General features: G+C 63.7%; 19 protein-coding genes and 2 tRNA genes. 13 read left to right on the top strand and 8 right to left on the bottom strand.

The annotated features are described in order from the left end of the window. Nucleotides 1-25: 25 nt before the first annotated feature. Genes EOB36_RS14140 through EOB36_RS14125 form a run of 4 tightly spaced genes read left to right on the top strand, consistent with a single transcriptional unit; the run spans nt 26 to nt 4,861 of the window. Entirely contained in the window at nt 26-1,120 is a 1,095-nt protein-coding gene (locus EOB36_RS14140) for a microcin C ABC transporter permease YejB (RefSeq protein WP_095487786.1), read from the top strand. After that, a complete protein-coding gene (locus tag EOB36_RS14135; RefSeq protein WP_095487784.1) occupies nt 1,120-2,259 on the top strand; it encodes an ABC transporter permease in 1,140 nt (379 codons plus the stop codon). The genes EOB36_RS14140 and EOB36_RS14135 overlap by 1 nt, the downstream gene beginning before the upstream one ends. Next, nucleotides 2,256-3,887: an ABC transporter ATP-binding protein gene (locus EOB36_RS14130; protein ID WP_095487782.1), complete on the top strand. Its 1,632-nt coding sequence runs from the start codon at nt 2,256-2,258 to the stop codon at nt 3,885-3,887. The genes EOB36_RS14135 and EOB36_RS14130 overlap by 4 nt, the downstream gene beginning before the upstream one ends. A gap of 32 nt (nt 3,888-3,919) precedes the next feature. Further along, nucleotides 3,920-4,861, top strand: a complete 942-nt coding sequence (locus EOB36_RS14125) for a glyoxylate/hydroxypyruvate reductase A (RefSeq protein WP_128285088.1) — start codon at nt 3,920-3,922, stop codon at nt 4,859-4,861. Here the strand turns inward: EOB36_RS14125 and EOB36_RS14120 are convergent. Beyond that, the gene (locus tag EOB36_RS14120; protein WP_128285087.1) at nt 4,858-5,217 is read right to left on the bottom strand and encodes a hypothetical protein; all 360 of its coding nucleotides are present in this window, start codon (nt 5,215-5,217) and stop codon (nt 4,858-4,860) included. The genes EOB36_RS14125 and EOB36_RS14120 overlap by 4 nt on opposite strands. Before the next feature lie 206 nt (nt 5,218-5,423). Between EOB36_RS14120 and EOB36_RS14115 the strand changes: the two genes are divergently transcribed. Further along, nucleotides 5,424-6,434 (top strand): ligase-associated DNA damage response exonuclease, encoded by a 1,011-nt coding sequence (locus EOB36_RS14115; RefSeq protein WP_128285086.1) that lies wholly within the window; start codon nt 5,424-5,426, stop codon nt 6,432-6,434. Between the two features lie 241 nt (nt 6,435-6,675). Then, complete coding sequence (locus tag EOB36_RS14105) at nt 6,676-8,277, top strand: cisplatin damage response ATP-dependent DNA ligase (protein ID WP_128285085.1); 1,602 nt, start codon at nt 6,676-6,678, stop codon at nt 8,275-8,277. A gap of 61 nt (nt 8,278-8,338) precedes the next feature. Here the strand turns inward: EOB36_RS14105 and EOB36_RS14100 are convergent, their stop codons facing one another. After that, nucleotides 8,339-9,541 carry a hypothetical protein gene (locus tag EOB36_RS14100; RefSeq protein ID WP_164897524.1) on the bottom strand — a complete coding sequence of 401 codons (1,203 nt, stop codon included), beginning with the start codon at nt 9,539-9,541 and terminating at the stop codon, nt 8,339-8,341. 345 nt (nt 9,542-9,886) lie between these two features. On the opposite strand from EOB36_RS14100, the gene EOB36_RS14095 reads away from it, so the two are divergent. From EOB36_RS14095 to EOB36_RS14075, 5 genes are all read left to right on the top strand, one after another. Then, nucleotides 9,887-9,962: transfer RNA gene (locus tag EOB36_RS14095), tRNA-Thr, on the top strand. Nucleotides 9,963-10,284: 322 nt separating this feature from the next. Further along, complete coding sequence (locus EOB36_RS14090; protein WP_095487768.1) at nt 10,285-10,710, top strand: globin family protein; 426 nt, start codon at nt 10,285-10,287, stop codon at nt 10,708-10,710. A 65-nt stretch (nt 10,711-10,775) separates the two neighbouring features. Then, complete coding sequence (locus EOB36_RS14085; protein WP_127205436.1) at nt 10,776-11,102, top strand: hypothetical protein; 327 nt, start codon at nt 10,776-10,778, stop codon at nt 11,100-11,102. Nucleotides 11,103-11,228: 126 nt separating this feature from the next. Continuing rightward, a complete protein-coding gene (locus EOB36_RS14080; protein WP_164897523.1) occupies nt 11,229-11,762 on the top strand; it encodes a DUF2380 domain-containing protein in 534 nt (177 codons plus the stop codon). A gap of 45 nt (nt 11,763-11,807) precedes the next feature. Continuing rightward, nucleotides 11,808-11,883 (top strand) — tRNA-Thr (locus EOB36_RS14075). A gap of 68 nt (nt 11,884-11,951) precedes the next feature. Here the strand turns inward: EOB36_RS14075 and EOB36_RS14070 are convergent. Beyond that, nucleotides 11,952-12,866, bottom strand: a complete 915-nt coding sequence (locus EOB36_RS14070) for a LysR family transcriptional regulator (RefSeq protein ID WP_128285090.1) — start codon at nt 12,864-12,866, stop codon at nt 11,952-11,954. 149 nt (nt 12,867-13,015) lie between these two features. Between EOB36_RS14070 and EOB36_RS14065 the strand changes: the two genes are divergently transcribed. Both EOB36_RS14065 and EOB36_RS14060 read left to right on the top strand, forming a co-directional pair. After that, a complete protein-coding gene (locus tag EOB36_RS14065; protein WP_128285082.1) occupies nt 13,016-13,882 on the top strand; it encodes a class I SAM-dependent methyltransferase in 867 nt (288 codons plus the stop codon). A gap of 39 nt (nt 13,883-13,921) precedes the next feature. Continuing rightward, nucleotides 13,922-14,860 carry a carbon-nitrogen hydrolase family protein gene (locus tag EOB36_RS14060; protein ID WP_128285081.1) on the top strand — a complete coding sequence of 313 codons (939 nt, stop codon included), beginning with the start codon at nt 13,922-13,924 and terminating at the stop codon, nt 14,858-14,860. 2 nt (nt 14,861-14,862) lie between these two features. Here EOB36_RS14060 and EOB36_RS14055 read toward each other — a convergent pair whose 3' ends face one another. From EOB36_RS14055 to EOB36_RS14035, 5 genes are all read right to left on the bottom strand, one after another. After that, the gene (locus EOB36_RS14055) at nt 14,863-16,440 is read right to left on the bottom strand and encodes an indolepyruvate oxidoreductase subunit beta family protein (protein WP_128285080.1); all 1,578 of its coding nucleotides are present in this window, start codon (nt 16,438-16,440) and stop codon (nt 14,863-14,865) included. Next, on the bottom strand, nt 16,433-18,586 hold the full coding sequence (locus EOB36_RS14050) for an indolepyruvate ferredoxin oxidoreductase subunit alpha (RefSeq protein WP_128285079.1): 2,154 nt from the start codon (nt 18,584-18,586) through the stop codon (nt 16,433-16,435). Before EOB36_RS14050 ends, EOB36_RS14055 begins: the two co-directional genes overlap by 8 nt. Nucleotides 18,587-18,631: 45 nt before the next feature. Continuing rightward, on the bottom strand, nt 18,632-19,111 hold the full coding sequence (locus EOB36_RS14045; RefSeq protein ID WP_126037474.1) for a MarR family transcriptional regulator: 480 nt from the start codon (nt 19,109-19,111) through the stop codon (nt 18,632-18,634). After that, complete coding sequence (locus tag EOB36_RS14040) at nt 19,111-20,682, bottom strand: NAD(P)/FAD-dependent oxidoreductase (RefSeq protein WP_128285078.1); 1,572 nt, start codon at nt 20,680-20,682, stop codon at nt 19,111-19,113. Before EOB36_RS14040 ends, EOB36_RS14045 begins: the two co-directional genes overlap by 1 nt. Before the next feature lie 132 nt (nt 20,683-20,814). Further along, complete coding sequence (locus EOB36_RS14035) at nt 20,815-21,606, bottom strand: cyclase family protein (RefSeq protein WP_128285077.1); 792 nt, start codon at nt 21,604-21,606, stop codon at nt 20,815-20,817. Between the last annotated feature and the right edge of the window lie 23 nt (nt 21,607-21,629).

The following is a 21,629-nucleotide window of genomic DNA, read 5'->3' as shown; positions in this document are numbered from 1 at the left end:
TCGCTCAAGCAAGACAGAGAGCCTGATGGGCGCCTATATCCTGCGCCGCATCCTGCTGATGATCCCGACCCTGTTCGGCATCATGGCTATCTCCTTCGCCGTCATCCAGTTCGCGCCGGGCGGGCCGGTCGAGCAGGTCATTGCCAGGCTGACCAACCAGGGCGGCAGCGACCGCCTTGGCGGCGGCGGTGGCGACGCGGGCGGCAGCAATGTCGACGTGGCCGGCGACGTCGGTTCGAAATATCGCGGCGCGCAAGGGCTCGACCCCGAATTCATCGCCAAGCTGGAAAAGCAGTTCGGCTTCGACAAGCCACCGCTCGAGCGCTTCGGCATGATGCTGTGGAACTACATCCGGTTTGATTTCGGCGACAGCTATTTCCGCGACATTTCAGTGATCGATCTGATCCTGGAGAAGATGCCGGTGTCGATCTCGATCGGGCTGTGGATCACGCTTCTGTCGTACCTGATCTCGATCCCGCTCGGCATCCGCAAGGCAGTCAAGGACGGCTCGACATTCGACATATGGACCAGCGGCGTCGTCATTGTCGGCTACGCCATTCCGGGCTTCCTGTTCGGCATCTTGCTGATGGTGCTGTTTGCCGGCGGATCGTTCTACGACTGGTTTCCGCTGCGCGGCATCACCTCCGACAATTGGGACCAGCTGTCCTGGCCGGCGCGGATCGTCGACTATTTCTGGCACATGACCTTGCCGCTGACGGCGCTGGTGCTGTCGGCCTTCGCCACCACGACGCTTCTGACCAAGAATTCGTTCCTCGAGGAAATCCGAAAGCAATATGTGGTGACCGCGCGCGCCAAGGGCCTGTCGGAACGGCAGGTGCTCTACGGACACGTGTTCCGCAACGCCATGCTGATCGTCGTCGCCGGCTTTCCGGGCGCCTTCATCTCGGCCTTCTTCACCGGCTCGCTGCTGATCGAGAACATCTTTTCGCTCGATGGGCTCGGCCTGCTCGGTTTCAGGTCGGTGGTCGAGCGCGACTACCCGGTGGTCTTCGCCAATCTCTACATCTTCTCGCTTCTCGGCCTGATTGTCGGGCTCTTGTCCGACCTGATCTACACTTGGGTCGACCCGCGCATCGACTTCGAGCGGAGAGACGTCTGATGGCCGGGGCCGCAGTCGAAACGACGCCGGACCGGATTGCCCGACCCTGGCTGTCGCCGCTCAACCAGCGGCGCCTGCAGAATTTCAGGGCCAACCGGCGCGGCTATTGGTCGTTATGGATCTTCCTCGTGCTTTTCGTGCTGTCGCTGTTTTCCGAATGGATCGCCAACGACAAACCGGTTCTCGTTGCCTACAAGGGAGAGATCCTGTTTCCGGTCGTGGTCGCTTATCCCGAGGAGAAGTTCGGCGGCTTTTATGCGGTCACCGACTATCGCGACCCGGTCATCCAGGACGAGATCAATGCCCATGGCTGGATGATCTGGCCGCCGGTCCGCTACTCCTACCGGACCGTCAACAACGCCATTCCCGAGGCAGCGCCCACCAAGCCGTCCTGGCTCTATGATGCCAAGACACGTTGCAACCAGTATCCGCAAGGTGCCGCCGACCCCAATTGCGTCGTCGGCAATTGGAACTGGCTGGGCACCGACGACCAGGCACGCGACGTGCTGGCGCGCGTCATCTACGGGTTCAGGGTCTCGGTGCTGTTCGGCCTTATCCTCACCGCCGGATCGGCGCTGATCGGCGTGACGGCCGGCGCATTGCAGGGTTATTTCGGCGGCTGGACCGACCTTCTGTTTCAGCGCTTCATAGAAATCTGGTCGGCGATCCCGGTGCTCTACCTTTTGCTAATCGTCGCCGCCATTCTGCCGCCCGGCTTCTTCATCCTGCTCGGGCTGATGCTGCTGTTCTCGTGGGTGGCGCTGGTCGGTGTCGTGCGGGCCGAGTTCCTGCGCGCCCGCAACTTCGAATATGTCAATGCGGCCCGCGCGCTCGGCGTGCCCAACGGCACCATCATGTTCCGGCATCTGTTGCCCAATGCCATGGTGGCGACGCTGACCTTCCTGCCCTTCCTGCTCAGCGGCTCGATCTCGACGCTGACCTCGCTCGACTACCTTGGCTTCGGCCTGCCGCCCGGCTCGGCCTCGCTGGGCGAGCTGCTGAAGCAGGCGCAGCGCAACCTCAACGCCCCATGGCTGGGCATTTCCGGCTTCGTCGTCATCTCGCTGATGCTGTCGCTGCTGGTCTTCGTCGGCGAGGCGACCCGCGACGCCTTCGATCCGCGCAAGACGTTCAGATGAGCGAAGCCCCTCTCCTCTCCGTCCGCGATCTCAGCGTCGCCTTCGTGCAAGAAAGCCGCCAGTCGATGGCTGTCGACCACATCTCCTTCGACATCGCCAAGGGCGAGACGGTGGCGCTGGTCGGTGAATCCGGGTCCGGCAAATCAGTCACGGCCCTGTCGGTGCTGAAGCTGCTGCCCTATCCGGCCGCCAGCCATCCGTCGGGAAAGATCCTGTTCCAGGGCGCCGACCTGCTCGCCACCGACGAGAAGGCATTGCGCCGCGTGCGCGGCAACAAGATCACCATGATCTTCCAGGAGCCGATGACCTCGCTCAACCCGCTGCACACGATCGAGCAGCAGATCGTCGAGGTCCTGACGCTGCACCAGGGCCTGGGCGACCGCCAGGCCAAGGCGCGCACATTGGAGCTGCTCAACGAGGTCGGCATCCGCGAGCCGGAGAAGCGGCTTGACGCCTATCCGCACCAGCTTTCCGGTGGTCAGCGCCAGCGTGTCATGATCGCCATGGCGCTGGCCAACGAGCCGGAACTGCTGATCGCCGACGAGCCGACGACCGCGCTCGACGTCACCGTGCAGGCGCAGATCCTCGAACTGCTTGCGGAGCTGAAAAGCCGCAAGGGCATGTCGATGCTGTTCATCACCCACGATCTCGGCATCGTCAGAAAGATCGCCGACCGAGTCTGCGTGATGACAAAAGGCAAGATCGTCGAGACCGGACCGACGAAAGATATTTTCGCCAATCCGCAGCATAGCTACACGCGGCATCTGCTGGCCGCCGAACCGAAGGGCAAGCCGCCGGCGGCCAACGCTGCCGCCAAGCCTGTGATGACGGGCCAGGACATAAAAGTCTGGTTTCCGATCAAGAAAGGCTTTTTTCGGCGCACCGTCGACAATGTGAAGGCGGTCGACGGCATCGACGTCACCGTGCGCGCCGGCCAGACGCTCGGCGTCGTCGGCGAATCCGGCTCGGGCAAGACGACGCTCGGCCTGGCGCTGGCCAGGATGATCTCTTCGACCGGGACCATTCGGTTCAACGGGCGCGACATCAACGAGCTGACTTTCAACGCCATGCGGCCGCTGCGGCGCGAGTTGCAGATCGTCTTCCAGGATCCGTTCGGGTCCTTGAGCCCGCGCATGTCGGTCTCCGAGATCATCGAGGAAGGGCTGAAGATCCACGAGCCGAAACTGTCGCCCGATGAACGTGATAAGCGCATCGTCGATGTGCTCGGAGAAGTCGGGCTCGATCCCGCCACGCGCAATCGCTATCCGCATGAGTTTTCCGGCGGCCAGCGCCAGCGCATCGCCATCGCCCGCGCCATGGTGCTCAACCCGCGCTTCGTCATGCTGGACGAGCCGACCTCGGCGCTCGATATGAGCGTGCAAGCACAGGTGGTCGACCTTCTGCGCAGCCTGCAGGCGAAGCACGACCTCGCCTATCTGTTCATCAGCCACGATCTGAAGGTCATCCGCGCGCTTGCCAACGACGTCATCGTCATGCGCAATGGCAGGATCGTCGAGGCCGGCCCCTCCGAACAGATTTTCGAACGGCCGCAGACCGACTATACCAAGGCGCTGATCTCGGCCGCGTTCAGGATCGAGACGGCGCCGGTCGGCATCGTCAGCGAGTGACAGGGTCGCGTAAATAGGAAAAAGAATCCGAAATGGAAAAAGGCCGTATCCTGCTCGCCGTCACCGGCTTTCATCCGCAACGCTGGCGCGAACTCTTGTCGGCGGAACGCGAGGTGGTGCTCGAGCCGGACGGCGCCAGCGATCCCTCGATCACCTATGCGGTGGTTTGGAAGCAGCGGCCGAACCTTCTGTCGTCTCTGCCCAATCTGCGCGCCATCTTTTCGATCGGCGCCGGCGTCGACCACATCTTGGCCGATCCCACTGTGCCCGACGTGCCGATCGTGAAGGTCGTCGCCGACAACCTGACCCAGTACATGACCGAATATGTCGTCTGGCGGGTGCTCGATCATCACCGCCAGGGCATGCTCTACCGAACGCAGCAGAAAAGGAAGATCTGGCACGAGCCGCCGCAGCGCCCGGCCGGCGACATCTCTGTCGGCATCATGGGGCTCGGCACGCTTGGCCGCGCGGCGGCGTCGGTGCTTTTGTCGCTCGGCTTTGCAGTCAATGGCTGGTCGCGCAGCGAGCGGCCGATGAAGGGCGTTTCGACCTATGCGGGCGAGGCCGGATTGATCCCCTTCCTCAACGCCACCGACATTCTGGTGGTGCTTTTGCCGCTCACGCCGCACACGCAAGGCATCATCAATTATGGCGTGCTGAAGGAGCTGAGGAAACGCAACGGCCTCGGCGGCTCGGTGCTGATCAACGCCGGGCGCGGCCGCCTGCAGAAGGATGCCGACATCGCGCGCGCGCTGGAGGACGGCACGCTGAAGGAAGCGAGCCTCGACGTGTTCGAGGTCGAGCCGCTGCCGAAGACCAGTCCGCTGTGGAGCCACCCGAAAGTGTTCGTGACGCCGCATGCGGCGGCGACCTCCGACCCCGTCCACCTGGCGCCGATCATGCTCCGCCAGATGGCCGCCTTCGAGCGCGGCGAGAAGCTCGAGAACCTGGTGGATCGCGACGCGGGGTATTAACTAGGCAAGCCAAGCTTGGTCTGCTTGGCCGGGTTGCCGCATTCGCGGCGGGCGATCGACCGGTTCATGGCGTCGATCCTGCCGCTTGCCTGTTCGACGTCACGCTGGGTCTTGGAGCGAACATCCGGCGTGAATGGGCCGAGGCCCACCCCCGGATCGGAGAAGGACGGCTTGGCGTCCCGCGAAAGGCGATATCGCTGCGCCAGCTCGTTTCGTTGCGCCAGCAATTGATCGCAAGGCACGCTATCATATTGCAGCGAGGACTGGACATTCTCATCCTGTCGTTCGGCCATCGAGGCGCCGGCGCAGCCGGCCATCGCCAGGCAAGATGCCAAGGCCACCAAGTTCCAGCGCATGGAATGTCCTCCGTATCGATGTCCCGCCCTTTCGGGCATGCGAATCGGGCTTTTTCGCAGCCTGCGCCACACGTGGCGCAAGTGAACGAAAAAGGGCGCCGGACGAGGCCCCAAAACGGAGGTGCCGCCGGCCGTTGCCTGTAGGCCGAGTCAGCAGTCACTTGCAACAGGCTTCCCGCGCCGGAATTAGCAACTATCTCTAAGCCATGCGCGCCAGCGACCTGCTTCATCCCCGGCCTGAGGGCCTCTATTGCCCACCCGGCGATTTTTTCATCGATCCGGTGCGGCCGGTCGACCGGGCGCTGATCACGCACGGCCATTCCGACCATGCCCGTTCCGGCCACCGCTCGGTGCTGGCCACACAACAGACGCTGGACATTATGGGGCTTCGCTACGGCGAGGGCTTTGCCGGGACGACGCAAGCAGCCGCACTCGGCGAGACGATTGCGCTGAACGGCGTCACCGTCACCTTCCATCCGGCCGGCCATGTGCTCGGCTCGGCACAGATCGAGGTCGTGCATCAGGGCACATGCATCGTCGCGTCGGGCGACTACAAGCGCCAGAGGGACGCGACCTGCGAGCCGTTCGAACCGGTCAAATGCGACGTGTTCATCACCGAGGCGACCTTCGGCCTGCCGGTGTTCCGCCATCCGCACGATACCGAAGAGATCGGCCGCCTGCTGAAATCGACGGCGCAGTTTCCCGAACGCGCGCATCTGGTCGGCGCCTATGCGCTCGGCAAGGCGCAGCGCGTCATGCGCTTGCTGCGCGATGCCGGCTACGACAGGCCGATCTACATCCACGGTGCGCTGGCCAAGCTCAGCGACTACTACCAGGGCCAGGGCATCGACCTCGGGACACTGGAACCGGCGACGGTCGAAAGCGGTGGCAAGGGCGATTTCACCGGCGCCGTCATCGTCGGCCCGCCTTCGGCCTTCGCCGACCGCTGGGCGCGGCGCTTTCCCGATCCGATCTCGTGCTTTGCGTCCGGCTGGATGCGCATCCGCCAGCGCGCCAAACAGGGCGGCGTCGAGCTGCCGCTGATCATTTCCGACCATTCCGACTGGGACGAACTGACCGCGACGATCAAGGAGACCGGCGCCGAGGAAATCTGGGTGACGCATGGCCGCGAGGAGGCCCTGGTGCGCTGGTGCGAACTCGAAGGCATCGCCGCGCGGCCGCTGCATCTGGTCGGCTATGAGGATGAGGGCGATTGATGGCGGGAGGTTCGGTAGTCACCTGCGCAGAGCTCTACGGCGCCCCCCTCTGTCCTGCCGGACATCTCCCCCTCAAGGGGGGAGATCGGATGTCGCGCCGGCTTTCGCCAATCACTGACGTTGCAGGACGGGCGGCAAGAACGAAACTGCCAATCTCCCCCCTCGTGGGGGAGATGTCCGGCAGGACAGAGGGGGGCGCGAAGGATCGCAAGCTTTCCCGATTGGCCTGGCGCGCACCCACATGAACCGCTTCGCCGAACTCCTCGATCGCCTCGTCCTGACACCGTCGCGCAACGGCAAGCTGACGCTGCTGACCGATTATTTCCGCAGCGTCGAGGATCCGGATCGCGGGCTGGCGCTGGCTGCCATCACCGGCGACCTCACCATCGCGGCGGTCAAGCCGGCGATGCTGCGCACGCTGGTCATGGAGCGCATGGACCCGGTGCTGTTCGGCTATTCCTACGACTATGTCGGCGACTTGGCGGAGACGGTGTCGCTGGTCTGGCCGCAATCGCCCGCAGACATCGCGAACCATGAGCCGACGCTCGCCGAGGTCGTCGCAAAGCTGCAGGCGGCGAGCCGTTCCGACGGACCGAAGGTGCTGGCCAGATTGCTCGACAGCGCCAGCATCTCGGCGCGCTTTGCCATCATAAAGCTGGTGACCGGCGGCCTGCGCATCGGCGTCTCGGCACGGCTGGCCAAGCAGGCGCTGGCCGATCTTGGCAAGGTCGACATCGCCGAGATCGAGGAGTTGTGGCACGGGCTGATGCCACCGTATACCGAGCTGTTCGCCTGGCTGGAAGGCAAGACCGAGAAACCTGAGAAAACGGCGCTAGCGCTGTTCCGGCCGGTGATGCTGTCAACGCCGGTCGGCGACGGCGATCTCGAAAAGCTCGACCCGGCCGACTACGCCGCCGAATGGAAATGGGACGGCATCCGCGTCCAGGCGGTTTGCGAAGGCGGTGTTCGCCGGCTCTATTCGCGCACCGGCGACGACGTCTCCGGTGCCTTTCCGGACCTCGCCGAGGCGATGAATTTTTCCGCCACGCTTGACGGCGAGCTTCTGGTCGGCGATCCCTTGCAGGCGACCGGCACGTTCTCGGACCTGCAGCAGCGGTTGAACCGCAAGAGCGTGACGCCGAAGATCCAGCAGCAATACCCGGCCTTCATGCGCTGCTACGACGTGCTTCAGATCGGCGACGAGGACTTGCGGCCGCTCTCCTTCCGCGAGCGGCGCGGCCGCCTCGAAGCCTTCGTCAGGAGTCTCGATCCGAGCCGCTTCGATCTTTCGCCGCTGGTCGAGTTCACCGACTGGCAGGCGCTGGAGGAATTGCGCCGCAAGCCGCTGCATCCGGTTATCGAAGGCGTCATGTTGAAGCGCTGGGATTCGCCCTATGTCGCCGGCCGGCCGAAAGGCCCATGGTTCAAATGGAAGCGCGATCCGCACACGGTCGACGCCGTGCTGATGTATGCCCAGCGCGGCCACGGCAAGCGTTCGAGCTTCTATTCCGACTACACGTTCGGCGTCTGGTCCGGGCCGGAAGGGTCGGAGGAACTGGTGCCGGTGGGCAAGGCCTATTTCGGCTTCACCGACGAGGAGTTGAGGCAGATCGACAAATATGTCCGCGACAACACGATCGAGCGTTTCGGCCCGGTCCGCTCGGTGCGCGCCGACCGCAGACAAGGCCTCGTGCTGGAGGTGGCGTTCGAAGGGCTCAACCGCTCGACACGGCACAAATCCGGCGTCGCCATGCGCTTTCCGCGCATTTCACGGCTGCGCTGGGACAAGCCGGCGGCCGAAGCCGACCGCATCGAGACGCTGCAGGCCCTGCTCGACCGTTAGAGCGACGTGCGTCCAATTGGACGCACAAAGTACGCTCTAACACTTTTGGATGCGTTGAAGCTCAAGGAACGATCGAGACGCGGATCTCGTAGATGTCGACCGACTTGCCCTGCTTGTCGAAGTCGGAATTGATGGCGATGGTGCCGGCAGCGCCCGGACGCTTGTCGGGAAAGCGCACGTCGAACAGATATTCGTTGTTCTCATGGCCGACCGCGTAGCGCTTGCGGCCGCAGTCGCCGAGTTCGCCGAAATTGCAATCGACGGAGATCTGCGTCTCCTTGCCCTCCTCGGAGCGGGCGATGATGTCGAACACGGCGTGCTTGCCGGCGAGTTTTTCCAGCACGCCTTGCCCGACGTCAAAGCTGATGGCAGAGCCGGAGGCGCCCGACCGGATGCGCAGGAAGGAGCCGCTGTCGTCCTGCATGACTTCGGCCTTGGCATCCGAAGGCGCACTGACAAGCGCCGGGTCGCTCGGCGAAAACACATTGATCCAGTCGCGATCCTCATCCGCCTCACCGGGGGTCAGCGGCGAGGCCGTGTCGCTTGGCGGCGTGAAATCATCGTCCTCCACTGTCGGAGGCGCTTGCGGAGGGGCCGTGTCGAGTTGGGCCGCCGACTTGAAGACGCCGGTCTGCGCAGCGAAATAGAGGCCGATGCCGGCGGCCGCGAGCAACGTGACGCCGAGGAAGATCGCGGTGAGAGGCAGGCGGGGGCCTCTCACCCGCCTCTCGTCGCGGTCGGGCATCACCTCTGCGTCGTCGTCTCCGGTCGATGCAGGGGACGACATGTCGATCTCCGGCACATCGGCAGAAACCGCCTCGGGCATGATATCGGGAACGACCGGCAAGATGCGCGACCGGGGCATATCGGATGCACGAGACCCTACCGGACCGTCGACAACGACGTCAGGCGACGGCGCGGGTCCAGCATCGGCTTCGACATCCGGTTCGGCATCGGCTTCAGCTTCGGCATCGGCCTCGACTTCGCTGTCGGCCGGCTGCTCCGCCGCCGGTGCTGCGGCGTCATCATCGGTCGGTAGGGCGACATCGGGAACCGCCGGCAGGAACTCGGATTCGATTTGCGTGATCTTGGCCTGCACCGCCTTGCGGCGCTTGATGGCGACTTCCACCGTCACGCTCGGGTTGGCCTGCAGGGCGCGGTCCAGTGCGGCGAAGGCCGATCGGTAGACCCGCTCGCGAAACGCCCGGTCGTCGGCATTGCCTTTTTCGAAGGCGTTCCGGATCGCTTTTTCGATCGCGTCCAAGCGGGATCCCTCTGCACGTACGGTCACATTGTCATGATCGTTAGCCGTAGGCGACCAATCAATCAACGGGCCAGCGGCCGCATTCTGCCTTGGCGACGCATCCTCGGCCGATTTCGGCGATTTTCGGTAAAGGAATCAACATTTTTCACCGATTTTCCCGCCACGGCGCCAACGTGGCGGTCGCGCGACCTGCCGGTGCGGCATCACGCGACCGCATGGCGGATCGGCGCGGCGGCCCCTGACAGGCCTGGGATGAGCCCCAACGCGAAATGCCAAAGTCCCATCTTGAATTTGTGGCGGGTTGCGTTTATCACCCAGCGCATCTTGGAGGCCCTGGCTTCCCGGGCCGCTTTAGCTCAGTTGGTAGAGCACATCATTCGTAATGATGGGGTCAGGTGTTCGAGTCACCTAAGCGGCACCACTATTTCTCAAGGCTTTGCGGGTTTTCGAGGGGTAGAGCCAAAAAACGTGGTAGCACGTTGGTAGCATTCTTAAGCGGCGCCTTTTCGCCCCTTGCCTCATGTCGCCACAGGCTCCCTCCGCCTCACAAACGCGCCCATCACCAGGATGCGAGCGACCCTAGCGCACGATCCCGTCCGTCGGGATCTGAAAGACAAATGAGCGCAAATGAAACCCAATTGAGACACAACTGAAACACATCTACGCGCAGGCGACATGCACGCGAAACGCTTTGGGAGGATTGTCGAGCCTCACCCAGCTTAGGGAATGCAGGAGCGTCGCCGATGACACCCGACCAGATCAGACTTGTCCAGGACAGTTTTCGCGAGGTCGTCGCAATACGCGTGGCCGCCGCCGCGCTGTTCTATGAACGCCTGTTCGCGATCGACGCGGATCTTCGCACGCTGTTTCCGGTGACAGACATGGCCAAGCAAGGCGCCAAGCTGATGGCGAGCCTGGGCTTCGTCGTGCACGGATTGGACCGTGCCGACACCATTCTCCCGACGGTGCGCGTGCTTGCCAGGCGTCACGTGACCTACGGCGTCAAGGAACATCATTACCCGATCGTCGGGCAAGCGCTCATCGAGACGCTGGCGGCCGGCCTCGGCACGGCTTTCACGCCGGCCGTGCGCGACGCTTGGGAGGCAGCCTACGGGTTGCTCGCAAGTGTGATGATCGCGGCTGCCCGCGAGGATCAGCTCGCAGCGTGATTTATTGGGATGCAGCCGAAGGCGACCATCCACCCGAACGACAATTCTAAATGGAGAGAAAAACGATGTTCAGATACACAGCTCTTGCAGCGCTTTGCGTTGCGGCAAGTTCCGCTTCTGCCGGCGAACTCACGGCCCGTCAGGGTGGGACCGTCGATCTCGGCAACTTTCACGGCGTCGTCTACTACACCGAGGCCGATGACGGCTATCGGGTGGTCACCACGATGGCGGCGGGCGAAGAAAACCTGCCCGTGCGCTTCGTCGCGACCCTCACCGAAGGCCAGGCGATGGTGATCTCGGTCCCGGGCGAGTTGGCAAAACCCGGCCAGACGCTCGAAATCTCGCGCGCCAAAGGCAAGCTCGTCGTCGCGAAGGCGGAATCCACCCAGTAACGGGCGGAAAGTTGACGTCGCGACGCAACCGGGTAGTCTTGCGCTTGCTTTCCGCGCCTCCAACAACGCGAAGAGACAATCGGCACCGCCATTGGGATGGCTATCGTCCCAACCTCGGAGAACGAGATGCTCAAGGTGCTACGTGCAGAAGTTCGATTTCGGCTTTTTGAGTGCGGACGATTTTTCCTTGTCCTGGTAGGCGCCGGTGCACTTGCGTCGGCCGCCTTTGCCGATGCCGCCGAGCCCACAACGCTCGCCGTCGCGGATTTCGAGTTCAGGGATACGTCAGGCGAAGTCAGGGACCAGACCGCCGAACACGAAACGCGACTGAAGGCGTTTGGCGTTGCATTGCGGGATGGTCTTTCGAAGAAGATCGACCTCGTCGCATTACCCTGTCAGGCAGAACGGTGCACCATCAGGGACCCCGGCCTTGTCGATCTCTCGAAGCAGGCAAGAACAGCCAGCGCGAAATATCTACTGATCGGTCAGATGCACAAGATGAGCACGCTGGTTGGCTGGGTGAAGTTTGCAGTGCTGGATTTGAACAACAACAAGCCTGTCTGCGATCGATACCTGACTTACCGGGGAGATACCGACGAAGCGTGGCGACGAGCAGCAGAGTTCACAGCGCGCGACATCGAGAAGCACTGCATTCCGTAGTTGCGTCTATCACCCAGCGCATCTTGGAGTGCCTTGGCTTCTCGGGCCGCTTTAGCTCAGTTGGTAGAGCACCGCATTCGTAATGCGGGGTTCGCGTGTTCGAGTCATGCAAGCGGCACCAAAAATTTTCCCGAACAAATCGGCCACCGAAATGCTGGCCGATCAAAGCCAAAGTGACTCCGGCCAAACTTATCCCAACGCTTCTCGGTCAAGCAGCGTGTCGTCGCCGTGCCTCGGTCGTCGCCCTTCGAACAGGGCACTCTGGTCGCCGATCTGCGCAATCATATGTTCGCGAAAGACCCTCACCCGTTTGGTGCGCCGCAAGTCGGGGTGATAAAGCAGCCATAGCCCCAGATCGTGTATCGGGTCTGGCGCGCGGAAGCGCTCCAACCGGTCGTCACCGTCGCCCATGAAGCAGGGCAGGTAGGCCAAGCCGACTCCCTGTTTCATGGCTGCGAGCGTAAGCAACGTATCGTCGACAAAAAAGCTGTGACGATGATCCGGGCAGGCCTCGTTGGTCCAGGATTGATGGAAAGCGCAGCATTCCACCCCCAGCCACCTTGGTTTGGCGCTGCCGGCGCGCAAAGCCTTGAGGTAGTTTCTTTCCCCGTAGACGGCTGATGCAACGTTGGCGAGCCGGGTACCGACCAGAGTGTCAAGTGGCGTGTTGGTCAGGCGAATGGCGATATCCGCGTGCCGCTCGGCGAGGCTGACATATTTGTTGGAAACCTGCACATGCAGCTCGATGTCCGGATAGCTTTCGTTGAAACTGGCAAACATGGGCATCAGCACGGATGATGCCATATTGTTGATCGCCGACACCCTCAGCTCGCCGGCAATCCGATTTTCCTGACCGCCGAGAGCGCCCTCGACTTCGAGGACCTCCATCTCCATCTTGCCGGCCGCCATTTTCAATTCCTCGCCGGCCGCGGTCAGTTCGTATCCGGACTTCTTGCGCTCGATCAGGCGCGTGCCAAGCTGCGTCTCCAGCACCCTGATCCGGCGCGACACGGTGGAATGCTGAACGTTCATGCGTTTGGCGGCGCCGCTGATCGAGCCGTCGCGCGCGACCGCCAGGAAAATCCGCAAATCATCCCATTGCATCATGGAGCCCCGATCTGTGCAATTTTGCAAAATGGGCGTCTAGATTTCGAGAATTGAGCCGAAACTACGCGCCGAATATCGTTTCCTGCAAGACAATACTGTCTTCCGGATGCCGTCCGGTTTCCGAGGTTATGCGCCTGGAGGCGACCATGGATCAGCAGCAACCGACTTTCGACCCCGTCAAATTCAAGGAAACGACCCGCAAGCAATGGGACAGCGCGGCCGAGGCATGGAACCGCTGGGGTCCGCTCCTGTCCCGGTGGCTTGGACCGGCGACGGAACTGATGCTGGACATGACCGATGTAAAGCGCGGCAGTCGCGTCCTCGATGTCGCCGCCGGTGCCGGGGAACAGACATTGACCGCGGCGCGGCGCGTTGGCCCCGAGGGTTATGTGCTCGCCACCGACATTTCGGCCGGGATTCTCGATTTCGCCGCCAGCAACGCGAAACTGGCGGGCCATGGCAACATCGACACCATCGTCGCCGACGGCGAAATGCTGGGCGCCATATCCGCTGACCCCTTCGACGCCGTCATTTCGCGCGTCGGCCTGATCTACTTTCCGGATCAGAACAAGGCGCTGGGCGGAATGCGCGACCACCTCAAACCGGGGGGAAGGGTCGGTGCAATCGTCTATTCCACGGCAGACAAGAACCCGTTCTTTTCGATCCCTGTCGGCATCATTCGCCGCCGCGCCGCGCTGCCCGCACCGCTGCCCGGCCAGCCAGGCCCATTCAGCCTGGGCGATCCCACGGTTCTAGCAAAACGTCTGATCGATGCCGGATTCCGTAAGGTCCGGATCGAAAGGATCGATGCGCCGGTGCGGCTGCACTCGGCCCTGGAATGTCTGCAGTTCGAGCAGGAATCGTTTGGCGCGCTGCATCAGATGCTCGCCGGCCTGTCCGCCCGGGAACAGGACGACGCGTGGGCGGAAATCGAAGAGGCGCTTGGCCAGTTCGAGCGGGACGGACAATTCGCGGGACCATGCGAAATGCTAGTCGCGGCCGCCACAAGATAGGGACACGCCGGCCTCTGTGCCGAAGCGAGGAGGAACCTCATGACGAGAATTGCCATTGTCCAGGAACCGCCGGCTTTTCTGGATCGCGAAGGGACGATCGCCAAGGCAGTGCGGCTGGTTGCCGAGGCCGCGAATGGCGGGGCCGAGCTTGTGGTCTTCTCCGAGGCGTTCATCCCCGGATACCCCGCCTGGATCTGGCGCCTGAAGCCGGGGGCCGACGGCGGCCTGGCAGGCCAATTGCACGGGCGCCTGGTCGACAATGCCGTCGACCTCTCGTCGGATCAACTGCGTCCGCTGTTCGACGCCGCCAGGACGCTCAAAGTGACCATCCTGTGCGGCATCAACGAACGCGACAGCCAGTGGAGCCGCGCCACTATCTACAACAGCGTCATCGTGATTGGCCCGGACGGTTCGCTTCTAAACAGGCACCGCAAGCTCATGCCCACCAACCCCGAGCGGATGGTCTGGGGATTTGGTGACGCCAGTGGGCTCAAGGTCGTCGACACGCCTTCAGGACGGGTTGGCTCGCTGGTTTGCTGGGAGAACTACATGCCGCTTGCCCGGTACGCGCTCTACGCTCAAGGCATCGATATCCACGTCGCCCCAACCTACGACAGTGGCGACGGCTGGATCGGCACATTGCAGCATATCGCCCGCGAGGGCGGCTGCTGGGTCATCGGCGCCGGCAATGTCTTGCGCGTGGAAGACTTGCCGCGCGACTTTCCCGACCGTGACCGCCTCTATCCGGACGCGGACGAGTGGATCAATCAGGGCGACTCCGTGGTCATCGCGCCAGGGGGAAAAATCGTTGCCGGCCCTTTGCGCAAGGAAACAGGCATTCTGCATGCCGACATCGATCTCAAGGCGGCAATTGCCGCTCGCCGCAGTCTCGACGTCGCCGGGCACTACAGCCGGCCGGATATTTTCACCTTGCAGGTCAACGCAAAATCGCAAAGGCCGGCAGAATTCAGCTATTAGCTCTACTGCAGCGACGCCACGGTCTTCAGCGCACCATCGAGCATATCGCCCTTCTCGTCCTTCAGCGCGGCTTCGCGCAGGCGCCGGATCCAGTCGGCAGCATCCGCGCGGCCCTTGACCAAGTCGAGCGCCGACAGCACCCGGTCGAATTTCGACTGCGCGCGGACATGGGTGTCGCTGTAGCCCTTGATCAGCCGGCGGCAGTTGAGGATCTCGACGGCAAGCGCGTAGTCTTCCGGGACATGGCCGAGCGCCAGCGCGTACCAGCGCTCGAGATGCGCGGTCTCGACCTTGTGGCGCAGCAGGCGGCGACGCCAGCGGCGCATGCCGCCGATGAACCAGAGGGCGGCAAAGCCGGCGAAGCTGTCGGTGCGGATGCGGCGGCCGCGATTGATACGGCGGTCGAGAAAGGCGGCCAGCTTCGGCCGCGCCTCAATGTAGCTGCCGAGCCCGGCCGGCAGCGTGCCGCAGAACTCCTCGATGCGCGGATGGAAATATTCGGTCACCTGGAGGATCGAGCCGTCCTTGACGCCGACCTCGCGGCGCACGCGCTTGTCGCGAGTCGAGCGCGTCTTCAGGTCAGCGACGCGGATCATGTCGTCGTAGCACATGGCGTTGGCCAGATGCTTTGCCGCAGCGATCGACAGCGCGTAGTCGTGGTCGGCATTGTCCAGGACGACCGCCCGGTCTAGCCGGTCGAGATACTCGCCGCCATAGGCGATGTCCTGATAGTCGACGACCTTTTTCAGACCGCGAAACGCCATGTCGTGCAGGGGAAGCGGCAGCGCGTCGACGCGCGCCGCAAGATCCTGCCAGCCCTTCAGCAGGCTTTCCGGGCCGCTCACCTTTGCCGCCGCGCCCGAGCCGATTTCGGCAGCTTTCGGCTCTGCGATCTTGTCGCCCAGAGGTGGCGCGTTCGTAATGCCGCGGGCGCGATCAAAGGCGGCGCCAAAAGCGGCGAGGCTGGCCTTGACGCCGCGGCCGCCGGCACTGACCGCCTGCTCATAGCTCTCGCGGGTGAACGGCAAGGCATCGGACCCCGCCAGTGCGCCGAGCAGGCTGGCCGAGATCATCGAGCCATTGTCGGCGGCGATCTTCTCCATGTCGAAGGCGATGAAGCGCTTGGCCGCGGCTTCCGCTGTCGCATGCACCTTTGGCGACGATGCCCGGCCGTCGCCGGGCTCGATCTTTTCCGATACAGCGGCGATGCGGTGCGACGAGGCGATCAGCGTCGTGCGCTCGGGCGTGACGAAGCCACGGATGATGGCGCGGCCGGCTTCCATCAGTTCGGCGGCGATCAGGATGTCGACGTCGCCCTGCGAGGGCGACAGCGCGAAGACCGGCAGCCGGCCGGTGTCGCGACACATTTCGACATAGTAGATGGTGGCCCCGGTGCGCTGGGCGACGCCGGCGACCGAAGTGGACTGCGCGACATAGCCATTGCGCTCGGCGACGTCGGTGATCCAGTCGGCGAGCACGCCACCGCCCTGGCCGCCGACCGCCAGCACGGCTAGCTTGATGACGCGCTCGTCTTCGGGAGCGCCGGCTTTCGAGCGCGATGAGGGGACGGCGTCAAGCATCGGCGAATGTCAGGCGCCGGCTTTCACGGCGCCGCTGCAAGAGGCCGATCGTGGCGCGACGTGCGGCTTCCAGGAAACGGTCCCAGCGGCTCGGATTGTGCACCACGTCGGCGCGGTAGAAGGATGGGCACAGCACCGCCGCATCGGCGACCTCGCCGCAATTGCCGCAGCCGACGCAGCTCTGGTCGATATGCGCCACCGGATCGTCACGCAGCGGATCGTCCAGCGACTTCACCGAAAGCGACGGGCAGCCGGAAAGCCGCATGCAGGCATGGTCGCCGGTGCAGATGTCCTCGTCGACGCCGAATTTCGGCTTGACGATCCTTGTCCCGCCCTTGATCGCCTTGTCGACCAGCGGCTTTTCGCGGCGCTGCCGATTGAGCATGCATTCGGACGAGGCGACAATGACTTTTGGGCCCTTCTCATCCGTCGTCAGCGCCTCGCGCAGCGTGTCCTGCATCTTGGTCACGTCATATGTGCGGTCGATGTGGCGCAGCCATTTGACGCCCATGCCTTTCACCGCCTCGGTGATCGGATGCTTTGTCGACTTCGTCTTGTTGCCGGCGCGGGATGAAAGAATATCCTGCCCTCCCGTCGCGGCCGAATAGAAATTGTCGACGATGACGATAACGCCGTCATTCTTGTTGAACACCGCATTGCCGATCGACGAGGTCAGGCCGTTGTGCCAGAAGCCGCCATCGCCGACGAAGGAGATCGAGCGGCGCTTGGCATCGGGCGAATTGAACGCCGAGGCCGAGGCCGGCCCCAGCCCATATCCCATGGTCGTGGCGCCGAGCTCGAACGGCGGCATGATCGAGAACAGATGGCAGCCGATGTCGGAGGCGATGTGGTGCTTGCCGAGCTCCTGCTCGACCAGCTTGGTGGCGGCGAAGATCGGCCGTTCCGGACAGCCGACGCAGAAGCCGGGCGGACGGCCGGGGACGACGTTGATCAGGTCGGCGGTGTCGAGCCCGTCGCCGATCTTGTTCGGCGCGCGAACCTCGCCCGGCAGCAAATGCGGGATGGTGGCGCGCAGGAACGATCCGATGCCGTCGAGCAAGACCTGGCCGGTGTATTCGCCGGCCATCGGCAGATGCTCCTTGCCGACGAGATTCGTGCCGCGCCCGGCCTTGTGCAGCATCGCGGCAAAGGCCTGCTCGATATAGTTGGGCTGGCCTTCCTCGACGACGAGCACGGCGTCCTTGCCCTCGCAGAAGGACAGGAACTCGTCATCGACCAAGGGATAGACGGCATTCAGCACATAGAGCGGCACGTCTGTGTCGCCATAAGTGTCGGCGAGGCCGAGGCGCTGCAGCGCCCGGATGACCGAATTATACATGCCGCCCTGCATGACGATGCCGACCGAGCCGTGCTCCGGACCGAAGAACTCGTTGATCTTGTTCTCGCGGATGAAATCGACCGCCGCCGGCCAGCGTTTTTGCACCTTTTCCTTCTCGTGCAGGAAGGAGGCTGGCGGCAGCACGATGCGGCCGGTGTCACGGCGCGGCGCGTCGAGCGCATCGGCCACCGTCATCGCCGGCCGCTTGTTGTCCTTGGCGATGAAATGGCCATGGACATGACAGCAGCGGATGCGTACCTGCAGCATGACAGGCGTGTTGGAAATCTCCGACAGTTCGAAGCCGTCCTCCACCGCCTTGACGATCGACGGCAGATTCGGCCGGGGATCGAGCAGCCAGACCTGGCTCTTCATGGCGAAGGCATGGCTGCGCTCCTGCATGATCGAGGAGCCTTCGCCGTAATCCTCGCCGACGATGATCAGCGCGCCGCCGGTGACGCCGCCCGAGGCGAGGTTGGCCAGCGCGTCCGACGCGACATTGGTGCCGACGGTCGACTTGAACGTGGCCGCACCGCGGATCGGATAATGCACCGATGCCGCCAGCATGGCGGTGGCGGTCGCTTCCGAGGCGCTGGCCTCGAAATGCACACCGAGCTCGCCAAGAATGTCCTGCGCGTCGGCGAGCACGTCCATCAGATGGCTGATCGGCGCGCCCTGGTAGCCGCCGACATAGCCGACGCCGCATTGCAGCAGCGCCTTGGTGATGGCGAGAATACCTTCGCCGGAAAACTCCTCGCCGGCGCCGAGCCTGAGCTTTTCGACTTCCTTAGCAAAAGACCGTTCGGCCATTTTTTGGCTCCTTCCGTTACCGCCGGCATCCGGCAGCGCGTAAGATCAAATGTCGTGCTTGCGAATATTCTTCAGCATCTTTTGCAGCGTCGCGATCAGCGCCGCATATTCGGCATCGTCGACGTCGTCGAACATGGCCTCGAACGCGTCATGCATGGCCGGCCAGGCGCGGGTGAACTCGGCGCGACCCTCGTCGGTCAGGAACACATGGCGGATACGGCTGTCGGTTACCCCCTGCTCGCGCCGCACAAACCCTTGCCCTTCCAGCGTGTCGAGCGTCCGGCTCAACGTGGATTGTTCGATGACCGTATAGACCGAGAGGTCGTTGACGGTGACGCCGTCGGTGACCGACAGCACGGCCAGCGTCCGCACCTGTGGGATGGTCAGGCCCTGCTTGCGGAAATCGTCGCGCAAGGTGGCGTTGTAGCGGCCCATGATGCGGTTCATCAGATAGGGCGCGAACTGCTGCAGGCCGATCTGGCCCAGTGTCGAGATGCGCTGGCGCTTTTCAACTTTCTGTTCCATCACAGCCTTCCCGCCAGCAGGAAGCCGGAACCGCCGCCAAGTCCCGCGCCGGGGTGGGTCGAGGCGCCGATATGGTAGAGGCCCTTGACCCCGGTGGCGTGATTGCGGCTCGTCTTGAACGGCCGCCACAAGAACGATTGATCGATGGCCGAGGAGCCGCCATAGGGATCGCCGCCGACCAGATTGATGTTCATTGTTTCCAGATCGGCCGGCGAATAAGCGCGGCGTGCAATCACGCTGTCCTTGAACCCGGCGATATGGCTGGCGAGGATCGCTTCGGCACGGTCCGCGTAGGCTTCGCGCAATGCCTCGGTCCAGCGGCCGTCGGCCGGCGTCGGCAGCTTGCCGGCGGCATCGCCCTTGATATGGCGTGGGGCCTCGGGCAGTTGCAGCCACAGGATCGCCTTTCCGTCCGGACAGCGCGAAGGATCGAGCGCATGCGGTTGGCCGACGCAGATGGTCGGAACCTCCGGCAGCATGCCGCGCGTGGCCTCGTTGCAGGCTTTCGATACACCGTCGAGCCCGGGGGTCAGATGCAGCAGCGCGACCTTGTCCAAGCCGTCGCCGCGCCATGCGGGTGGTTTGTCCAAGGCATAGTGGATCTGGAAATTGCCCTTGCCGTAGCGGTATTTTTGCGTCGCTTCGACGTCGGCTTTCGGCGCTGCGTCGCCGAGCAGCCGCTCGTAGAGCTGGGTCGGCGTGACCGAACAGATGACGCTCTTCTTCGCGGTGACCGTTTCGCCCGAAGCCAGCCGCACGCCGGTGGCTCGGCCTCCGCTCTGGACGATCGAGGCGACGTCCCCGCCAGTCCGGATCACGCCGCCGCGCTCCTTGATTAGCGCTTCGAACGCGGACAGCAGGTTCTTCGCGCCGCCCTTGACGATTGGCGCCCCGGCCGCTTCGAGCGCGAAGGCGATTACCCTGGCGATCTGGCCGGAGAACGCGTCTTCAGGCCCAAGGCCGGCATGCAACACCCAGGGCGCCCACAGCGCGCGGGTGGTTTCGGATTGGTAGGATCTTTCGAGCCAGCCGCGCGCCGGCACCAGCGCTTCGCCAAGAAAGGCGGCAAGCCCACGCGGCCCGCGCCGCCAGGCTTCGCCCGCCAGCAGCTTTGCCGTGGGGTAGGACCACAGGCTGCCGCCAAGCAGGCCGAACAGCAGACCGGCATTGCGCTCGATCTCGCCGACATCGCTGCCGTGCCGGTCGCCGTCACCTGCCGTCATCGTATTCATCCCCGCGACATTGGCGGGGCGGTCGGTGCGCAGGATGGCATGGCTGCCGTCCGGGCGCAGCACGCCGGTCGGCGTGCCGGTGTTGCAGAATTCCAGGCCGTGCCGCGCCAGATCCTTGCCCAGCGCCGCATAGGCCGGCGAGGTGATGAACAGGACGAAGGTCGTGGCCATCACGTCGTGGATGAAGCCGGGCGCGGTGATCTCCTCGGTGCGCATGCAACCGCCGATGCGGTCGTTGCGCTCGAGCACCAGCACCTTCGCCCCCTTGCCGCCAAGCATCGCCGCGCAGACCAGCGCGTTGATGCCGCTGCCGACGATGATGTGATCGGGCGCGTTCATCGACGATTGCTCTCCGCCGGCAGGACAGAGGGGGGCGCCGTAGAGCCGCAGCGTTACAAGGCTGCCGCTCCCAAATCGTCACTACGGCGTTACCTGCGACCATGATCTTCTCCCGAAGACCGCCACCTCGTCCTATTGTCTCGGCACCAGCGCCAGTGCGCGGATCGGGCTGCCGGTGCCGTGCTCGATCTTGAGCGGTGCCGCGATCAGGATCGCGCCTTTTGGCGGCAGCCGGTCGAGGTTGCAGAGGCTGGCGAGCCCGTAGCGGTTGGCCTTGTGCATCAGGCTGTGCGCTGGGAATGGCGGCTCCATTCCCCCTGCTTTGCCGGCATCCGTGCCGATGGTCTCGCTGCCCCAGCCCTTGATGTCCTTGCTGATCAGGTACTGGATGGCCTCGGCCGTCGGTCCTGGCGTGTGCGGTCCGGTCTCGTCGGCGTTGAGGAATTCGGCTTCCGAGCCGTTGCGCTTGTACCAGTCGGTGCGCATCACCACCCATTCGCCGGCATTGATCGTGCCGTGCTCGGCTTCCCACGCCTTGATGTGGTCGACGGTGAGCAGGAAGTCGTGATCGGCAGCGGCTTGGCTGGAGCAGTCGATGACATTGACCGGCCCGACGAAGTTCTGCGCCGGAATGGTGTCGGTGGCGCCGTCCGGATAATCTTTGCCGGTGATCCAGTGCTGCGGCGCGTCGAAATGCGTGCCCGAGTGCTCGCCGAGCTTCAGCCAGTTCCAGGCCCACCACGGTCCGTTCTTGTCATAGGCGGAGATGGCGTGGATCTCGACCTTCGGCGTATCGACGGCGAGTTCCGGCGGCAGCTTGATCAGCGGCGTGTTCGGCCCAAGCGGGGCCGTCAAGTCGACCACCTGGATGGCGCCTGAAAGAAGCTGGCCGGCGACCTCGCCGAGGAGTTTTTGCGTGTCCATGGTCTCTGTTCCCTCTTCTTGGA

The organism is Mesorhizobium sp. M6A.T.Cr.TU.017.01.1.1, assembly GCF_004023115.1.
In the GTDB taxonomy this organism is placed as follows: domain Bacteria; phylum Pseudomonadota; class Alphaproteobacteria; order Rhizobiales; family Rhizobiaceae; genus Mesorhizobium; species Mesorhizobium mediterraneum.
The sequence above is the reverse complement of the archived record's forward strand: the minus strand, read 5'-3'. Positions and strand labels throughout refer to the sequence as shown.